Annotated in this window: 27 protein-coding genes; 1 reads left to right on the forward strand and 26 read right to left on the reverse strand. The window is 50.5% G+C overall.

What is annotated here, in order from left to right:
* Positions 1 to 79 precede the first annotated feature (79 nt).
* The 23 genes from rpmJ to rpsJ form a co-directional block, all read right to left on the reverse strand.
* A complete protein-coding gene (gene rpmJ / locus CMR03_RS21340) occupies positions 80 to 196 on the reverse strand; it encodes a 50S ribosomal protein L36 (RefSeq protein ID WP_004160566.1) in 117 nt (38 codons plus the stop codon).
* Positions 197 to 228: 32 nt separating this feature from the next.
* Positions 229 to 1,560 (reverse strand): preprotein translocase subunit SecY, encoded by a 1,332-nt coding sequence (secY, locus tag CMR03_RS21345; protein ID WP_063877462.1) that lies wholly within the window; start codon positions 1,558 to 1,560, stop codon positions 229 to 231.
* Between the two features lie 7 nt (positions 1,561 to 1,567).
* A complete protein-coding gene (rplO, locus tag CMR03_RS21350; protein ID WP_063877463.1) occupies positions 1,568 to 2,002 on the reverse strand; it encodes a 50S ribosomal protein L15 in 435 nt (144 codons plus the stop codon).
* A gap of 3 nt (positions 2,003 to 2,005) precedes the next feature.
* Positions 2,006 to 2,185 (reverse strand): 50S ribosomal protein L30, encoded by a 180-nt coding sequence (rpmD, locus tag CMR03_RS21355; protein ID WP_013027462.1) that lies wholly within the window; start codon positions 2,183 to 2,185, stop codon positions 2,006 to 2,008.
* Between the two features lie 5 nt (positions 2,186 to 2,190).
* Positions 2,191 to 2,691: a 30S ribosomal protein S5 gene (gene rpsE / locus CMR03_RS21360; protein ID WP_006120595.1), complete on the reverse strand. Its 501-nt coding sequence runs from the start codon at positions 2,689 to 2,691 to the stop codon at positions 2,191 to 2,193.
* Positions 2,692 to 2,705: 14 nt separating this feature from the next.
* Positions 2,706 to 3,059 carry a 50S ribosomal protein L18 gene (rplR, locus tag CMR03_RS21365; protein WP_013027463.1) on the reverse strand — a complete coding sequence of 118 codons (354 nt, stop codon included), beginning with the start codon at positions 3,057 to 3,059 and terminating at the stop codon, positions 2,706 to 2,708.
* A 9-nt stretch (positions 3,060 to 3,068) separates the two neighbouring features.
* A complete protein-coding gene (gene rplF, locus CMR03_RS21370; protein ID WP_063877464.1) occupies positions 3,069 to 3,602 on the reverse strand; it encodes a 50S ribosomal protein L6 in 534 nt (177 codons plus the stop codon).
* 12 nt (positions 3,603 to 3,614) lie between these two features.
* The gene (rpsH, locus tag CMR03_RS21375; RefSeq protein WP_013027465.1) at positions 3,615 to 4,007 is read right to left on the reverse strand and encodes a 30S ribosomal protein S8; all 393 of its coding nucleotides are present in this window, start codon (positions 4,005 to 4,007) and stop codon (positions 3,615 to 3,617) included.
* Positions 4,008 to 4,039: 32 nt separating this feature from the next.
* On the reverse strand, positions 4,040 to 4,345 hold the full coding sequence (rpsN, locus tag CMR03_RS21380; RefSeq protein ID WP_006120592.1) for a 30S ribosomal protein S14: 306 nt from the start codon (positions 4,343 to 4,345) through the stop codon (positions 4,040 to 4,042).
* Between the two features lie 14 nt (positions 4,346 to 4,359).
* A complete protein-coding gene (gene rplE, locus CMR03_RS21385; RefSeq protein WP_006120591.1) occupies positions 4,360 to 4,899 on the reverse strand; it encodes a 50S ribosomal protein L5 in 540 nt (179 codons plus the stop codon).
* A gap of 14 nt (positions 4,900 to 4,913) precedes the next feature.
* Complete coding sequence (gene rplX, locus CMR03_RS21390) at positions 4,914 to 5,228, reverse strand: 50S ribosomal protein L24 (RefSeq protein WP_003850150.1); 315 nt, start codon at positions 5,226 to 5,228, stop codon at positions 4,914 to 4,916.
* Between the two features lie 10 nt (positions 5,229 to 5,238).
* Positions 5,239 to 5,610: a 50S ribosomal protein L14 gene (rplN, locus tag CMR03_RS21395; protein ID WP_006120590.1), complete on the reverse strand. Its 372-nt coding sequence runs from the start codon at positions 5,608 to 5,610 to the stop codon at positions 5,239 to 5,241.
* Between the two features lie 168 nt (positions 5,611 to 5,778).
* Positions 5,779 to 6,033, reverse strand: a complete 255-nt coding sequence (gene rpsQ, locus CMR03_RS21400) for a 30S ribosomal protein S17 (protein ID WP_006120589.1) — start codon at positions 6,031 to 6,033, stop codon at positions 5,779 to 5,781.
* Positions 6,033 to 6,224: a 50S ribosomal protein L29 gene (rpmC, locus tag CMR03_RS21405; RefSeq protein WP_006120588.1), complete on the reverse strand. Its 192-nt coding sequence runs from the start codon at positions 6,222 to 6,224 to the stop codon at positions 6,033 to 6,035. Before rpmC ends, rpsQ begins: the two co-directional genes overlap by 1 nt.
* On the reverse strand, positions 6,224 to 6,634 hold the full coding sequence (gene rplP, locus CMR03_RS21410; protein WP_002438716.1) for a 50S ribosomal protein L16: 411 nt from the start codon (positions 6,632 to 6,634) through the stop codon (positions 6,224 to 6,226). The genes rpmC and rplP overlap by 1 nt, the downstream gene beginning before the upstream one ends.
* An 11-nt stretch (positions 6,635 to 6,645) precedes the next feature.
* Complete coding sequence (rpsC, locus tag CMR03_RS21415) at positions 6,646 to 7,344, reverse strand: 30S ribosomal protein S3 (protein ID WP_006120587.1); 699 nt, start codon at positions 7,342 to 7,344, stop codon at positions 6,646 to 6,648.
* Positions 7,345 to 7,361: 17 nt separating this feature from the next.
* Positions 7,362 to 7,694, reverse strand: coding sequence for a 50S ribosomal protein L22 (gene rplV, locus CMR03_RS21420; protein ID WP_002919773.1), 333 nt, complete (start codon positions 7,692 to 7,694; stop codon positions 7,362 to 7,364).
* A 13-nt stretch (positions 7,695 to 7,707) separates the two neighbouring features.
* Entirely contained in the window at positions 7,708 to 7,986 is a 279-nt protein-coding gene (rpsS, locus tag CMR03_RS21425) for a 30S ribosomal protein S19 (RefSeq protein WP_001138115.1), read from the reverse strand.
* A gap of 16 nt (positions 7,987 to 8,002) precedes the next feature.
* Positions 8,003 to 8,824, reverse strand: a complete 822-nt coding sequence (rplB, locus tag CMR03_RS21430; RefSeq protein ID WP_063877465.1) for a 50S ribosomal protein L2 — start codon at positions 8,822 to 8,824, stop codon at positions 8,003 to 8,005.
* 17 nt (positions 8,825 to 8,841) lie between these two features.
* Positions 8,842 to 9,144 carry a 50S ribosomal protein L23 gene (gene rplW, locus CMR03_RS21435; RefSeq protein ID WP_006120585.1) on the reverse strand — a complete coding sequence of 101 codons (303 nt, stop codon included), beginning with the start codon at positions 9,142 to 9,144 and terminating at the stop codon, positions 8,842 to 8,844.
* Complete coding sequence (rplD, locus tag CMR03_RS21440; protein ID WP_063877466.1) at positions 9,141 to 9,746, reverse strand: 50S ribosomal protein L4; 606 nt, start codon at positions 9,744 to 9,746, stop codon at positions 9,141 to 9,143. The genes rplW and rplD overlap by 4 nt, the downstream gene beginning before the upstream one ends.
* Before the next feature lie 10 nt (positions 9,747 to 9,756).
* On the reverse strand, positions 9,757 to 10,386 hold the full coding sequence (gene rplC, locus CMR03_RS21445) for a 50S ribosomal protein L3 (protein ID WP_013027467.1): 630 nt from the start codon (positions 10,384 to 10,386) through the stop codon (positions 9,757 to 9,759).
* Between the two features lie 32 nt (positions 10,387 to 10,418).
* Positions 10,419 to 10,730 carry a 30S ribosomal protein S10 gene (rpsJ, locus tag CMR03_RS21450; RefSeq protein WP_006120582.1) on the reverse strand — a complete coding sequence of 104 codons (312 nt, stop codon included), beginning with the start codon at positions 10,728 to 10,730 and terminating at the stop codon, positions 10,419 to 10,421.
* 404 nt (positions 10,731 to 11,134) lie between these two features.
* Here rpsJ and CMR03_RS21455 point away from each other — a divergent pair, with 404 nt between their 5' ends.
* A complete protein-coding gene (locus CMR03_RS21455) occupies positions 11,135 to 11,908 on the forward strand; it encodes a prepilin peptidase (protein ID WP_063877467.1) in 774 nt (257 codons plus the stop codon).
* Here the strand turns inward: CMR03_RS21455 and bfr are convergent.
* The 3 genes from bfr to CMR03_RS21470 form a co-directional block, all read right to left on the reverse strand.
* Positions 11,895 to 12,368 (reverse strand): bacterioferritin, encoded by a 474-nt coding sequence (bfr, locus tag CMR03_RS21460; RefSeq protein ID WP_063877468.1) that lies wholly within the window; start codon positions 12,366 to 12,368, stop codon positions 11,895 to 11,897. The two genes, CMR03_RS21455 and bfr, sit on opposite strands and share 14 nt — an antisense overlap.
* 105 nt (positions 12,369 to 12,473) lie before the next feature.
* Positions 12,474 to 12,668 carry a bacterioferritin-associated ferredoxin gene (bfd, locus tag CMR03_RS21465; RefSeq protein WP_063877469.1) on the reverse strand — a complete coding sequence of 65 codons (195 nt, stop codon included), beginning with the start codon at positions 12,666 to 12,668 and terminating at the stop codon, positions 12,474 to 12,476.
* 138 nt (positions 12,669 to 12,806) lie between these two features.
* Positions 12,807 to 14,029 (reverse strand): IS3 family transposase gene (locus CMR03_RS21470; RefSeq protein WP_425270632.1). Its coding sequence is split into 2 segments (ribosomal slippage): positions 12,807 to 13,682 and positions 13,685 to 14,029, totalling 1,221 coding nucleotides; the frame shifts between segments, so codons are not numbered across the junction.
* Positions 14,030 to 14,083: the final 54 nt, after the last annotated feature.

A 14,083-nucleotide genomic window follows, 5' to 3' on the forward strand; every position in this document is an offset into this window, starting at 1 on the left:
GGAAACGTACAGACATACAAAAGATTGGCTGGCTAATCTAGCCAGCTCAACCCGACTTTGCAAGAAAAATATGTGAAAATCAGCCTTGGCGCTGTTTATGCTTTGGCTCGGCGCTACAGATCACACGAACGACACCGTCGCGACGAATGATTTTGCAGTTACGACATAATTTCTTGACGGAAGCACGAACTTTCATTTTTACTCTCCGTAACTTCTCAACCACCTGAATTAACGGCCGTAGCCCTTCAGGTTAGCTTTCTTCAATGCAGACTCGTACTGACTTGACATCATCAGAGTTTGCACTTGAGCCATAAAGTCCATGATGACGACCACTACGATGAGCAGTGATGTACCGCCAAAGTAGAAAGGAACTTTCATCGCATCACGCATGAACTCCGGGATAAGGCAGATAAACGTAATATACAGGGCACCGATTAAGGTTAACCGCGTCATTACTTTATCAATATACTTCGCCGTTTGCTCTCCCGGACGAATTCCCGGTACGAATGCACCAGACTTCTTCAGGTTATCTGCTGTTTCACGCGGGTTGAAAACCAACGCCGTGTAGAAGAAACAGAAGAAGATGATAGCAGTCGCATAGAGTAGCACATAAAGCGGCTGTCCTGGCTGCAAATACATCGAAATTGTTGTCAGCCAGTTCCAACCGGTACCGCCCCCGAACCACGATGCAATCGTTGCCGGGAACAGAATAATGCTGGAAGCGAAGATTGCCGGGATAACCCCTGCCATATTCACTTTCAACGGTAAATGTGTGCTCTGTGCAGCGTATACACGGCGACCTTGTTGACGTTTCGCATAGTTCACCACAATGCGGCGTTGACCACGCTCAACGAAAATAACAAAGAAGGTCACTGCAAATACGAGAACTGCAACCAACAGCAACAGAAGGAAGTGCAGGTCACCTTGCCGCGCTTGCTCGATGGTATGGCCAATGGCCGGCGGGAGACCCGCAACAATACCTGCGAAGATAATGATCGAAATACCGTTACCGATACCACGTTCAGTAATCTGTTCGCCCAGCCACATCAGGAACATTGTCCCGGTAACCAGACTCACAACAGCGGTAAAATAGAATGCAAAGCCTGGATTCATCACCAGGCCCTGCATACCAGGCATATTCGGTAAACCGGTAGCAATACCGATTGACTGGAATACGGCCAATACCAACGTACCGTAACGGGTGTACTGGCTAATCTTACGACGGCCAGCCTCCCCTTCTTTCTTGATTTCAGCTAACGCAGGATGAACCACCGTTAACAGCTGGATAATAATCGATGCCGAAATGTACGGCATGATACCCAGAGCAAAAATAGAAGCACGGCTGAGAGCACCACCAGAGAACATGTTAAACATTTCAATGATGGTGCCACGCTGTTGCTCAAGCAGTTTGGCAAGTACAGTGGCATCAATACCAGGGATCGGAATGAAAGAGCCAATACGGAAGACAATCAGTGCACCGATAACAAACAGAAGTCTGCGTTTCAGTTCACCAAAGCCACCTTTGGCACTTTGAAAATCTAATCCCGGTTGTTTAGCCATCTGCTACTTATTCCTCGATTTTACCGCCAGCAGCTTCGATTGCAGCACGCGCACCTTTGGTGACACGTAAGCCGCGAACCGTTACCGGTGCAGAAACTTCACCAGAAAGAATAACTTTAACGTATTCAATCTGAACACCGACAATGTTGGCTGCTTTCAGCGCGTTCAGGTCGACGATACCGCCTTCAACTTTCGCCAGATCAGACAGACGAATCTCTGTGGTGATCATTGCTTTGCGAGAGGTGAAACCGAACTTCGGCAGACGACGGTACAGAGGCATCTGACCACCTTCGAAACCGCGACGTACGCCACCGCCAGAACGTGAGTTCTGACCTTTGTGACCACGACCACCGGTTTTTCCGAGGCCAGAACCAATACCACGACCCAGACGCTTGCTAGCGTGCTTAGACCCTTCGGCCGGAGACAGAGTATTTAAACGCATCTCTTACTCCTCCACTTTAACCATGTAGGAAACCGCGTTGACCATGCCGCGTACAGCTGGCGTATCTTCACGCTCTACGGTATGACCAATACGACGCAGACCCAGGCCAACCAGAGTGGCTTTATGCTTAGGCAAGCGGCCGATTGAACTACGGGTTTGGGTGATTTTAATAGTGTTAGCCATCGTGATTACCCCAGAATTTCTTCAACGGATTTACCACGCTTAGCAGCGACCATTTCCGGAGACTTCATATTGCCCAGACCGTCAATAGTTGCACGAACCACGTTAATCGGGTTAGTAGAACCATAGGCTTTTGCCAGAACGTTATGTACTCCAGCGACTTCCAGAACGGCGCGCATTGCACCACCGGCGATGATACCGGTACCTTCTGAAGCCGGCTGCATGAACACACGGGACCCAGTGTGCGCACCTTTAACAGGGTGCTGCAGGGTGCCGTTGATCAGCGCGACATTTACCATGTTGCGACGGGCTTTCTCCATCGCTTTCTGGATCGCTGCTGGAACTTCGCGCGCTTTACCGTAACCAAAACCAACGCGGCCGTTACCATCACCCACTACAGTCAGTGCGGTGAAGGAGAAAATACGACCACCTTTTACAGTTTTAGAAACACGGTTTACCGCGATCAGTTTTTCCTGCAGTTCGCCAGCTTGTTTCTCGATGTGTGCCATCTTAGACCTCTACCTTAGAACTGAAGGCCAGCTTCACGGGCAGCATCTGCCAGTGCCTGGACGCGACCATGATATTGGAAACCGGAACGGTCGAAAGAAACACCAGTGATGCCTTTTTCGATTGCGCGTTCTGCAATAGCTTTACCTACAGCAGCTGCGGCTTCTTTATTACCGGTAAACTTCAGTTGTTCAGTGATAGCTTTTTCTACAGTAGAAGCAGCAACCAGAACTTCGGAACCGTTCGGGGCGATTACCTGTGCGTAAATGTGACGCGGGGTACGATGTACCACCAGGCGAGTAGCACCCAGCTCTTTGAGCTTGCGACGTGCACGGGTCGCACGACGGATACGAGCAGATTTCTTATCCATAGTGTTACCTTACTTCTTCTTAGCCTCTTTGGTACGCACGACTTCGTCGGCGTAACGGACACCCTTGCCTTTATAAGGCTCAGGACGACGGTAGGCGCGCAAGTCAGCTGCAACCTGGCCGATCACCTGCTTATCAGCGCCTTTCAGCACGATTTCAGTCTGAGTCGGACACTCTGCAGTGATACCCGCGGGCAGCTGGTGATCAACTGGATGAGAAAAGCCCAGAGACAGGTTAACTACGTTGCCTTTTACGGCAGCACGATAACCAACACCAACCAGCTGCAGCTTCTTAGTGAAGCCTTCGGTAACACCGATAACCATCGAGTTCAGCAGCGCGCGAGATGTACCCGCCTGCGCCCAGCCGTCAACATAACCTTCGCGCGGGGCGAAAGTCAGAGCGTTGTCAGCATGCTTAACTTCAACAGCATCATTGATAGTACGAGTCAGCTCGCCGTTTTTACCTTTAATCGAAATTACCTGACCGTTGAGTTTTACCTCTACGCCGGCAGGAACAACGACAGGTGCTTTAGCAACACGAGACATAGTATCCTCCGATTACGCTACGTAGCAGATAATTTCGCCACCAAGACCTGCCTGGCGCGCTGCACGATCAGTCATGACACCTTTCGATGTAGAAATTACAGCGATACCCATACCAGCCATTACCTTTGGCAGCTCATCTTTTTTCTTATAGATGCGCAGGCCGGGACGGCTTACTCGCTGAATGCTTTCTACAACAGCTTTACCCTGGAAATACTTAAGAGTCAGTTCCAGTTCCAGCTTGATGTCGCCTTCGATTTTAAAATCTTCAATAAAGCCTTCTTCCTTCAGCACGTTGGCAATTGCCAATTTCAGCTTGGAGGAGGGCATGGTGACCGCAACTTTGTTCGCGGCCTGACCGTTACGGATACGGGTCAGCATATCCGCGATCGGATCTTGCATGCTCATCTGTGTTACTCCCGTGATTCAATTGGTGACAATTACCAGCTAGCCTTTTTCAGACCCGGGATTTCACCGCGCATTGCGGCTTCACGGACCTTGATACGGCTCAACCCAAACTTCCGCAGGAAACCGTGCGGACGACCTGTTTGACGGCAGCGGTTACGCTGACGTGAAGGGCTGGAATCACGCGGCAGACTCTGCAGCTTGAGAACGGCATCCCAACGGTCTTCGTCGGAAGCGTTCACATCAGAAATGATCGCTTTCAGTTCAGCGCGTTTTGCGAAGAATTTGTCTGCTAATTTCACACGCTTAACTTCGCGTGCTTTCATAGATTGCTTAGCCATTAAGTAACCCTACCTTACTTACGGAACGGGAAGTCAAAGGCAGCCAGCAGAGCACGGCCTTCATCATCAGATTTCGCAGTAGTGGTAATGGTAATATCCAAACCACGAACGCGATCGACTTTGTCATAGTCGATTTCTGGGAAGATGATCTGCTCACGTACACCCATGCTGTAGTTGCCACGACCATCGAATGACTTAGCGGACAAGCCACGGAAGTCACGGATACGCGGTACAGCAATGGTGATCAGACGCTCAAAGAACTCCCACATGCGTTCGCCACGCAGAGTTACTTTACAGCCGATCGGATAGCCCTGACGGATTTTGAAGCCTGCAACTGATTTGCGTGCTTTGGTGATCAACGGTTTTTGACCGGAGATTGCTGCCAGGTCAGCTGCTGCGTTATCCAGCAGTTTCTTGTCAGCGATCGCTTCACCAACACCCATGTTCAGGGTGATCTTCTCGACCCGAGGGACTTGCATGACAGAATTGTAGCCGAACTCACTCATGAGTTTCTGGACTACCTCGTCTTTGTAGTAATCATGCAGTTTCGCCATCGTACTACTCCAAATTACTTGATAGTTTCGCTATTAGACTTGAAGAAACGGACTTTTTTGCCGTCTTCGAATCTAAAGCCTACACGGTCAGCCTTACCGGTTGCCGCATTGAAGAGTGCAACGTTAGAAACCTGAATTGCAGCTTCTTTTTCAACGATGCCGCCTGGTTGGTTCAGAGCCGGGACAGGCTTCTGATGTTTCTTAACCAGGTTGATACCTTCAACGATGACCTTGCCAGAAGACAGGACGTTCTTAACTTTACCGCGCTTACCTTTATCTTTACCGGTTAACACGATAACTTCGTCGTTACGACGGATTTTAGCTGCCATTGTTAGCTCCTTAGAGTACTTCTGGTGCCAGAGAGATAATTTTCATGAACTTTTCAGTACGAAGTTCACGAGTTACCGGCCCAAAAATACGCGTACCGATAGGCTGCTCACTGTTATTGTTTAAAATAACGCATGCATTACCATCGAAGCGAATGACAGAACCGTCCGGGCGACGAACACCCTTCCTGGTGCGCACCACTACCGCCTTCAGGACATCACCTTTTTTAACTTTACCACGTGGAATTGCTTCCTTGATGGTAACTTTAATGATGTCGCCGACGCCTGCGTAGCGACGGTGCGAGCCACCCAGAACCTTGATACACATTACGCGACGTGCACCGGAGTTGTCGGCGACGTTCAGCATAGTCTGTTCTTGGATCATTTCAGTGCTCCGCTAATGTCAACTACTACTTCGGGACCCAGACCTCAGGTCGTTTGAAAGCCCCATAATTGAGGGCGCGGCATTATAACACCGGTTCTCGCAGATGGGTAGAAAAAATGAACGGCTCATCCGAGCCGTTCATTCGATTTTTAAAGAGGGCAGATTCTATTACAGAATTGCTTTCTCTACAACGCGAACAAGTGTCCAGGACTTAGTCTTAGACAGTGGACGGCATTCGCGGATTTCTACCACGTCACCGATTCCACATTCGTTGTTCTCGTCATGGATGTGCAGCTTAGTCGTACGCTTAATGAATTTTCCATAAATTGGATGCTTCACGAAACGCTCGATAGCAACAACCGCAGATTTCTGCATTTTGTCACTAACGACACGACCCTGCAGAGTACGGATTTTATCGGTCATTACGAACCCGCCTTCTCAGTCAGTAAAGTCTTAACGCGCGCAACATCACGGCGAACCTGCTTCAGCAGATGAGACTGCTGCAGTTGGCCAGATGCTGCCTGCATGCGCAGGTTAAATTGCTCACGCAGCAGATTAAGCAGCTCAGTGTTCAGCTCTTCAACGCTTTTTTCACGCAGCTCTGTTGCTTTCATTACATCACCGTCTTAGTTACAAAGGTGGTTTTGATAGGCAGTTTTGCTGCTGCCAGCTTGAATGCTTCACGGGCCAGCTCTTCTGGTACGCCGTCCATTTCATACAGGACTTTACCAGGCTGGATCAGGGCAACCCAATACTCGACGTTACCCTTACCTTTACCCATACGCACTTCCAGCGGCTTCTCGGTGATCGGTTTGTCCGGGAATACACGGATCCAGATCTTACCTTGACGCTTAACTGCACGGGTCATAGCACGACGTGCTGCTTCGATCTGACGGGCAGTCAGACGACCACGGCCAACAGCTTTCAGACCGAAAGTCCCGAAGCTAACATCCGTACCCTGCGCCAGACCACGGTTGCGGCCTTTATGCACTTTACGGAATTTTGTACGCTTTGGTTGTAACATAGCGACTCTCCTTACTTACGGCCTTTACGCTGCTGCTTTTTAGGTTGAGCAGCCGGTTCCGGTTGTTCAACAGCAGCCATACCACCCAGGATCTCGCCTTTGAAGATCCATACCTTAACGCCGATTACACCATAAGTGGTGTGCGCTTCAGAGGTGTTGTAGTCAATGTCAGCACGCAGAGTGTGCAACGGCACGCGACCTTCACGATACCATTCGGTACGTGCGATCTCGGCGCCGCCCAGACGGCCGCTAACTTCAACTTTAATACCCTTCGCGCCCAGACGCATGGCGTTCTGAACCGCACGCTTCATAGCACGACGGAACATCACACGACGCTCCAGCTGTGAAGTGATGCTGTCAGCAACCAGTTTCGCGTCCAGTTCCGGTTTACGGACTTCGGCGATATTGATCTGTGCAGGAACGCCAGCGATTTTCGCTACGACCGTGCGCAGTTTTTCAACGTCTTCACCTTTCTTACCGATCACGATGCCAGGACGAGCAGTGTGAATAGTCACACGGATGCTCTTAGCCGGACGCTCGATAACGATACGAGATACAGACGCCTTCGCCAGTTCCTTAGTCAGGTACTGACGTACTTTAAAGTCGCTGTCCAGGTTGTCAGCGAATTCTTTGGTGTTCGCAAACCAGGTAGAGTTCCATGGTTTTACAATACCCAGGCGAATACCATTAGGATGTACTTTCTGACCCATTGCTAGTCTCCAGAGTCTCAGCGATCGGACACAACCACAGTAATGTGGCTGGTGCGCTTCAGGATGCGATCTGCACGACCTTTTGCACGAGGCATAATGCGCTTCATGCTTGGGCCTTCGTCGACGAAAATTTTCGCGACTTTGAGATCGTCGATATCAGCGCCATCGTTGTGTTCAGCGTTAGCAATGGCAGATTCCAGAACTTTCTTGACCAGTACAGCCGCTTTCTTGTTGGTGTAGGTCAAAATGTCCAGTGCCTGCGACACTTTCTTACCGCGGATCAGGTCAGCAACAAGGCGAACCTTCTGAGCAGAAGAACGAGCGTGGCGATGTTGAGCTAAAGTTTCCATCTCTTCCTCCTACTTATTTCTTCTTGGCTTTTTTATCAGCCGCGTGACCGCGATAAGTACGTGTCGGCGCGAATTCACCCAGTTTGTGACCAACCATTTCGTCGGAAACAAAGACAGGAACGTGCTGACGACCATTATGGACAGCGATGGTCAAACCGATCATGTTAGGAAAGATCGTTGAACGACGGGACCAAGTGCGCAAAGGCTTCTTGTCACCGCTTTCCACCGCTTTCTCTACCTTCTTCAGCAAGTGCAGGTCAATAAAAGGACCTTTCTTGAGAGAACGTGGCATGGCTTATCCTCTAATATTATTTGCTACGGCGACGTACGATAAACTTATCGGTACGCTTGTTGCTACGGGTCTTCTTACCTTTGGTCTGAACGCCCCACGGGGTTACCGGGTGCTTACCAAAGTTACGACCTTCACCACCACCGTGCGGGTGATCTACTGGGTTCATCGCGGTACCACGAACGGTCGGACGAACACCACGCCAACGGGTTGCACCGGCTTTACCCAGAACGCGCAGCATATGCTCAGCGTTACCGACTTCGCCCAGAGTTGCGCGACAGTCAGCTTCGACTTTACGCATTTCACCTGAACGCAGACGCAGGGTTACGTAGGAACCATCACGCGCAACGATCTGCACGTAAGCACCGGCTGAGCGAGCAATCTGACCGCCTTTGCCTGGTTTCATTTCTACGTTGTGAACGGTAGAACCCACCGGGATGTTACGCATCGGCAGTGTGTTACCTGCTTTGATCGCAGCATCAACGCCAGATTGGATCTGGTCGCCGGCTTTCAGGCCTTTAGGGGCCAGGATGTAACGGCGTTCGCCGTCTTTGTACAGAACCAGTGCGATATTCGCAGAGCGGTTCGGATCGTACTCAAGACGTTCAACGGTTGCCGGGATACCATCTTTGTTGCGTTTGAAATCAACCAGACGGTAAGCCTGCTTATGACCACCACCGATGTGACGGGTAGTGATGCGACCGTTGTTGTTGCGGCCACCGGATTTGCTGTTCTTTTCCAGCAATGGAGCAAACGGCTTGCCCTTGTGCAACTCTGGGTTCACCACTTTAACGACGTGGCGACGACCCGGAGATGTCGGTTTACATTTAACAACTGCCATTGTCTTTCTCCTCCGACTTACTCAGCGCCGCCGACGAAGTCCAGATTCTGGCCTTCCTTCAGGGTGACGTAAGCTTTTTTCCAGTCGCTACGACGACCGATACGCTGTCCGTGACGCTTAACTTTACCTTTAACTACCAGGGTGTTTACGTCTTTAACTTCTACTTCGAACAGCTTCTCAACAGCAGCAACGATCTCTGCTTTAGTCGCGTCTTTAGCTACTTTGAGTACGATGGTGTTGGTTTTTTCCATCGCGCTAGATGCCTTTTCAGATACGTGCGGCGCGCGCAGTACTTTCAGCAGACGTTCTTCACGGATCATGCCAGCATCTCCTCAACTTGCTTAACTGCATCAGCAGTCATAACGACTTTGTCGAAGGCGATCAGGCTAACTGGGTCGATACCCGCTGCATCACGCACGTCAACCTTGTACAGGTTACGCGCAGCCAGGAACAGATTCTCATCCAGTTCACCGGTGATGATCAGCACGTCTTCCAGCGCCATGTCTTTCAGCTTCTGTGCCAGCAACTTGGTTTTCGGTGCTTCGACAGAGAACTGCTCGACGACGATCAGACGGTCTTGACGTACCAGTTCGGACAGGATGCTTTTCAGCGCGCCGCGGTACATCTTTTTATTAACTTTTTGACTGTGGTCTTGTGGCTTCGCAGCGAAGGTTACGCCACCTGAACGCCAGATTGGGCTCTTTACAGAACCTGCTCGCGCACGGCCGGTACCCTTCTGACGCCAAGGCTTTTTGCCTGAACCAGTGACTTCGGCGCGAGTTTTCTGCGCACGACTACCCTGGCGGGCGCCTGATGCGTAAGCAACAACAACCTGGTGAACCAGCGCTTCGTTGAAATCACGACCGAAGGTAGTTTCGGAAACAGTCAGCGCGCTCTGCGCGTCTTTCAATACTAATTCCATTGCTATCCCCTTACGCCTTCACAGCTGGTTTAACGATCAGGTCGCTACCGGTAGCACCGGGAACTGCACCTTTAACCAGCAGCAGGTTGCGCTCAGCGTCAACACGTACTACGTCCAGGCTCTGAACCGTTACGCGCTCATTACCCAGCTGACCTGCCATTTTCTTGCCTTTGAACACTTTGCCCGGAGTCTGGTTCTGACCGATAGAACCCGGAACGCGGTGAGACAAGGAGTTACCGTGGGTCGCGTCCTGGGTACGGAAGTTCCAGCGCTTAACGGTACCTGCGAAACCTTTACCTTTAGAGGTGCCAGTTACGTCTACTTTTTTAACGTCAGCGAAAATTTCAACGCTGATGCTCTGACCTACGGCATACTCATCACCTTCAACGGTGCGGAATTCCCACAGGCCACGGCCGGCTTCAACGCCAGCTTTAGCAAAATGACCAGCTTCAGGTTTGGTCACACGGTTTGCTTTTTTAGCACCGGTGGTAACCTGAATTGCCTGGTAACCATCGTTTTCCAGGCCTTTGACCTGAGTAACGCGGTTCGCTTCAACTTCGATTACGGTTACTGGGATAGAAACGCCATCTTCAGTGAAGATGCGGGTCATTCCCACTTTTTTACCGACTAAACCAATCATTGTTTCAACCTCTCAATCGCTCGATGACCTGATTAACCCAGGCTGATCTGCACGTCAACACCGGCAGCCAGGTCCAGACGCATCAGAGCATCAACGGTTTTTTCAGTTGGCTCAACGATGTCTACCAGACGCTTGTGAGTGCGAATTTCGTACTGATCACGCGCATCTTTGTTAACGTGCGGAGAGATCAGAACGGTAAAGCGCTCTTTGCGGGTTGGTAGCGGGATCGGACCACGTACCTGCGCACCAGTGCGCTTGGCAGTCTCGACGATTTCCGCGGTTGATTGATCGATCAGACGATGATCAAACGCTTTAAGACGGATACGGATTCTTTGGTTCGACATGAGACCAAGGCTCCAAACATTTTATAGACGAAAAAAATTACTACTCGAGCCCATTACGATTGATGGGAGAGTGTAATCGTTCAGCATATAACTCCACAGTTGGGAGTATTGTCAGACGGCCCAAAATTCTGCCGTCTGCGATTCAGCTCGAATCGCGCCCACCAATATCGGTAGGCCCGCGCATTATACGTATATTTGCTCAGGAAGCAACCCATGTTGCGTTTTTGCCCGTGAAAAGTGCAATCGGGCTTGTTTGCTAAAGCCAGCACAAGATGATGAAGAGTAAATGCAAAACTGTAATTCCTCTGTGAGTGACCTTCCACGTTGCTGATCCTGCCCATGACTCCGAATCAGCCTTCAGTCAGGCTGTAGCGACATTTCCGGTCTCTTCGAGGTGACAAGCGGTGCTCATCATTCTGTTTACTGTTACGGCACTCGGTGCCGCACTCGGCAGCTTTCTTGCGTTGGCCTGCCAGCGCTATCATCCGGCCATATCGCCAGACGACTGGTTCACTTCCCTCTGGACGCCGCCCTCGCATTGTACGCACTGCCAGGCACCTGTCTTATGGCGAGACAGAATCCCGGTGATAAGCTGGCTGCGCCTGCACGGCCGCTGTCGGTTTTGCCGACGTCCTGTCGGCCTGCTCCCGCTGCTGTTTGAGTTAACGGGCGCCCTGCTCTGCCTGTTACTGGCTATGTTGTTCAGTGACCACCTCATCGTGGCCGCTTTTATTCTGACGGCATCCTGCCTGTTATTGTTACTTGCAGCCATCGACCAGCGTCATCTCTTGCTACCGGACGTGCTGACAGGCGCGTTACTTTGGCTGGGACTCGCACGCTTCTTTTTCTATAAGCCAGTCACTGTATCTGCGGCTGTGGGTGGCGCAATTGCAGGTTATGGCTCGCTGTGGCTGCTTGCCTGGCTATATCGTCAGATAAAGAATCAGGCGGGATTAGGCTACGGGGATATTAAACTTTTTGCCGCGCTGGGCACATGGTGCGGTTGGCAGGCCCTACCCTGGATTGCACTGGTTGCCAGCCTGACGGCTCTGCTTGCCTTTATCGCACTGGTCGTCATCAACAGGACGTTGTCTGTAAACAGCCCGCTTCCCTTTGGTCCATTCCTGGCCGTCGCGGGCTGGGGAGTGATAGTGATTCAAAGCCTCACTCGTCTCTGATTTGCGCCTGAAGGTAGTTTTGAATGCCCATTTTATTGATCAGCTCCAGCTCGGTCTCGATCCAGTCAATATGATGCTCTTCGTCTGCCAGGATTTGGATCATCATATCCCGACTCACGTAGTCATGAATTTTGTCGGCATACGCGATAGCTTCACGCAGATCTTTTGCACCTTCGAGTTCAAGATTGAGATCGGACTGCAACATCTCTTCTACATCCTCACCAACCCTGAGTCGTCCCAGATCCTGCAGATTCGGGATGCCTTCAAGAAACAGGATACGTTCAATGTATTTGTCCGCATGCTTCATTTCATCGATGGACTCATGGTACTCAACATCATTAAGACGCATCAGCCCCCAGTTTTTGAACATCCGTGCGTGGAGAAAATACTGATTGATCGCAACCAGTTCATTCCCCAACAGTTTATTGAGATGACTTATGATTTTCGCATCGCCCTTCATTTCACGTCCTCCGCTCATGTTTATTTGAGCGTAGATGCGGTTAAAAAGAAGTCAAAAAAACGCGATGAAAACTGTGGGTATTATCATGTCCGATGACGAAAGCCTTCAGGCTATCTCTTTATACTGCGGAACCTGCTGCATCTCATCGTCCATGATTTCACGGGCGACACGAATGCATTTACCGCATTGCTTTCCTACTGGCACGATTTGGCGCAACTGCTGAATAGATTTTGGCTGATAGCGGCGCACGACTTCACGGAGGGTTTTATCACTGATGGCATTACACAGACAGACGTACATTTATTCATCACTCAGTCTATTTCGTGCACACAGTGTAAATGCGAATCGTTTTTATTTCAAACCTACCCTTTGTAAGGGAAAACGCGTTTTGAACGATTTATGACTAGTCCTGGCATAGGTTGACACTTTTTTTATCTTTTAAAACGCCTGATGTACCTCATCAGGCGTTTTGTATTTTAATGACAGATGAGGACGCTGGCTGTTATAGATCCTGACTGACTCACTGACCATCCTGCCTGCCTGCACCACGTCTGCCGGACGCGTAATCAGTAATTCATTTTTCAGTATGCCGTTAACCCTTTCTGCCAGCGCATTCTGATAGCAGTCGTAGCCGTCCGTCATTGAACAGACAAGACCGTGTTTTTTATGCACTGACTGATACATTGCCGAACAGTACTGAAGTCCGCGATCTGAGTGGTGGATCAGGCGGCCCTTTCCCTGCCGCTCCCTCAGTGCCATTTGCAGCGCCTTAATAACGTGTTCCGTATGCAGACTTTCATGAACATGATACCCCACGATTTTTCGTGAGAAAGCGTCCGTTACCAGACTGATGTAGGCCATACCTGTTCTTACCGGAAGCCAGGTGATGTCGGCAACCCATACCTGCTCCGGACCGGAGATTACCGTCTGCTCCGGCCCCGCTTTCAGCAGATTCGGATGTCTGTAAAAATGATGACGGCTGTTCGTTGTTTTATGATAAGCCCTTGCCGGATGAACCAGTAACCGGGCTTCCCGCAGCACAGCGAACAGACTGTCCCGCCCGATATGCAATGCGGCATCTTCCCGCTCGTTAAGAATATGCTGCAGTTTCCGGGTACCCAGGCGGGGCTGCTGTAACCTGATAAGTCTGACTTCTTCAGTAATGCGGTGTGCCTTTTCAGCCCTGCGCATTTCACGCCGGCATCCCTGATACCAGGCCTGACGGCTTATCTTTAAATACCGGCAGACCCTGACGACAGTCAGTTTCAGGGATTGTGTCTGTGCTTTCGCGATAAGGACGCTAACTGCTTCTTTGTGAGTGTGGCACCGAATTCGGTGTTCATCACCTTCACGACAGCTTCAAAAAACTGCGCTTTAACTTCGGATTCAGCCAGTTGCTGCTCAAGCTCTTTGATTCGCTGTTCAGGTGTGAGGGGGAGAGATTTTGTCATGTTTCCTCCACGGGTGGTGCGCTGCCGGGATGACTGCCAGTCCAGATGACCGTATTTACGTAACCACATGAGCACGGTGGAACATCCCTGGATGCCGTAGCGTTCCTGAGCCTGGCGGTAAGTCATCTCGCCTTTTTCAACCTGCTCCACGACTGCCAGCTTAAAAGACAGAGAGTAATCCCGCTGAGTGCGTTTAACATACTGTTTCATCACATTCTCCTCAAAACCAGTGGAAAATGTGTCAACGCTATTCAGGACGGGACA

Source organism: Pantoea allii (assembly GCF_002307475.1).
Classification (GTDB): domain Bacteria; phylum Pseudomonadota; class Gammaproteobacteria; order Enterobacterales; family Enterobacteriaceae; genus Pantoea; species Pantoea allii.

Excerpts from the sequence above, each read along its gene's own strand:
- rpmJ (WP_004160566.1), bottom strand. The coding sequence starts at position 196 with ATGAAAGTTCGTGCTTCCGTCAAGAAATTATGTCGTAACTGCAAAATC.
- secY (WP_063877462.1), bottom strand. The coding sequence starts at position 1,560 with ATGGCTAAACAACCGGGATTAGATTTTCAAAGTGCCAAAGGTGGCTTT.
- rplO (WP_063877463.1), bottom strand. The coding sequence starts at position 2,002 with ATGCGTTTAAATACTCTGTCTCCGGCCGAAGGGTCTAAGCACGCTAGC.
- rpmD (WP_013027462.1), bottom strand. The coding sequence starts at position 2,185 with ATGGCTAACACTATTAAAATCACCCAAACCCGTAGTTCAATCGGCCGC.
- rpsE (WP_006120595.1), bottom strand. The coding sequence starts at position 2,691 with ATGGCACACATCGAGAAACAAGCTGGCGAACTGCAGGAAAAACTGATC.
- rplR (WP_013027463.1), bottom strand. The coding sequence starts at position 3,059 with ATGGATAAGAAATCTGCTCGTATCCGTCGTGCGACCCGTGCACGTCGC.
- rplF (WP_063877464.1), bottom strand. The coding sequence starts at position 3,602 with ATGTCTCGTGTTGCTAAAGCACCTGTCGTTGTTCCTGCCGGCGTAGAG.
- rpsH (WP_013027465.1), bottom strand. The coding sequence starts at position 4,007 with ATGAGCATGCAAGATCCGATCGCGGATATGCTGACCCGTATCCGTAAC.
- rpsN (WP_006120592.1), bottom strand. The coding sequence starts at position 4,345 with ATGGCTAAGCAATCTATGAAAGCACGCGAAGTTAAGCGTGTGAAATTA.
- rplE (WP_006120591.1), bottom strand. The coding sequence starts at position 4,899 with ATGGCGAAACTGCATGATTACTACAAAGACGAGGTAGTCCAGAAACTC.
- rplX (WP_003850150.1), bottom strand. The coding sequence starts at position 5,228 with ATGGCAGCTAAAATCCGTCGTAACGACGAAGTTATCGTGTTAACCGGT.
- rplN (WP_006120590.1), bottom strand. The coding sequence starts at position 5,610 with ATGATCCAAGAACAGACTATGCTGAACGTCGCCGACAACTCCGGTGCA.
- rpsQ (WP_006120589.1), bottom strand. The coding sequence starts at position 6,033 with ATGACCGATAAAATCCGTACTCTGCAGGGTCGTGTCGTTAGTGACAAA.
- rpmC (WP_006120588.1), bottom strand. The coding sequence starts at position 6,224 with ATGAAAGCAACAGAGCTGCGTGAAAAAAGCGTTGAAGAGCTGAACACT.
- rplP (WP_002438716.1), bottom strand. The coding sequence starts at position 6,634 with ATGTTACAACCAAAGCGTACAAAATTCCGTAAAGTGCATAAAGGCCGC.
- rpsC (WP_006120587.1), bottom strand. The coding sequence starts at position 7,344 with ATGGGTCAGAAAGTACATCCTAATGGTATTCGCCTGGGTATTGTAAAA.
- rplV (WP_002919773.1), bottom strand. The coding sequence starts at position 7,694 with ATGGAAACTTTAGCTCAACATCGCCACGCTCGTTCTTCTGCTCAGAAG.
- rpsS (WP_001138115.1), bottom strand. The coding sequence starts at position 7,986 with ATGCCACGTTCTCTCAAGAAAGGTCCTTTTATTGACCTGCACTTGCTG.
- rplB (WP_063877465.1), bottom strand. The coding sequence starts at position 8,824 with ATGGCAGTTGTTAAATGTAAACCGACATCTCCGGGTCGTCGCCACGTC.
- rplW (WP_006120585.1), bottom strand. The coding sequence starts at position 9,144 with ATGATCCGTGAAGAACGTCTGCTGAAAGTACTGCGCGCGCCGCACGTA.
- rplD (WP_063877466.1), bottom strand. The coding sequence starts at position 9,746 with ATGGAATTAGTATTGAAAGACGCGCAGAGCGCGCTGACTGTTTCCGAA.
- rplC (WP_013027467.1), bottom strand. The coding sequence starts at position 10,386 with ATGATTGGTTTAGTCGGTAAAAAAGTGGGAATGACCCGCATCTTCACT.
- rpsJ (WP_006120582.1), bottom strand. The coding sequence starts at position 10,730 with ATGTCGAACCAAAGAATCCGTATCCGTCTTAAAGCGTTTGATCATCGT.
- bfr (WP_063877468.1), bottom strand. The coding sequence starts at position 12,368 with ATGAAGGGCGATGCGAAAATCATAAGTCATCTCAATAAACTGTTGGGG.
- bfd (WP_063877469.1), bottom strand. The coding sequence starts at position 12,668 with ATGTACGTCTGTCTGTGTAATGCCATCAGTGATAAAACCCTCCGTGAA.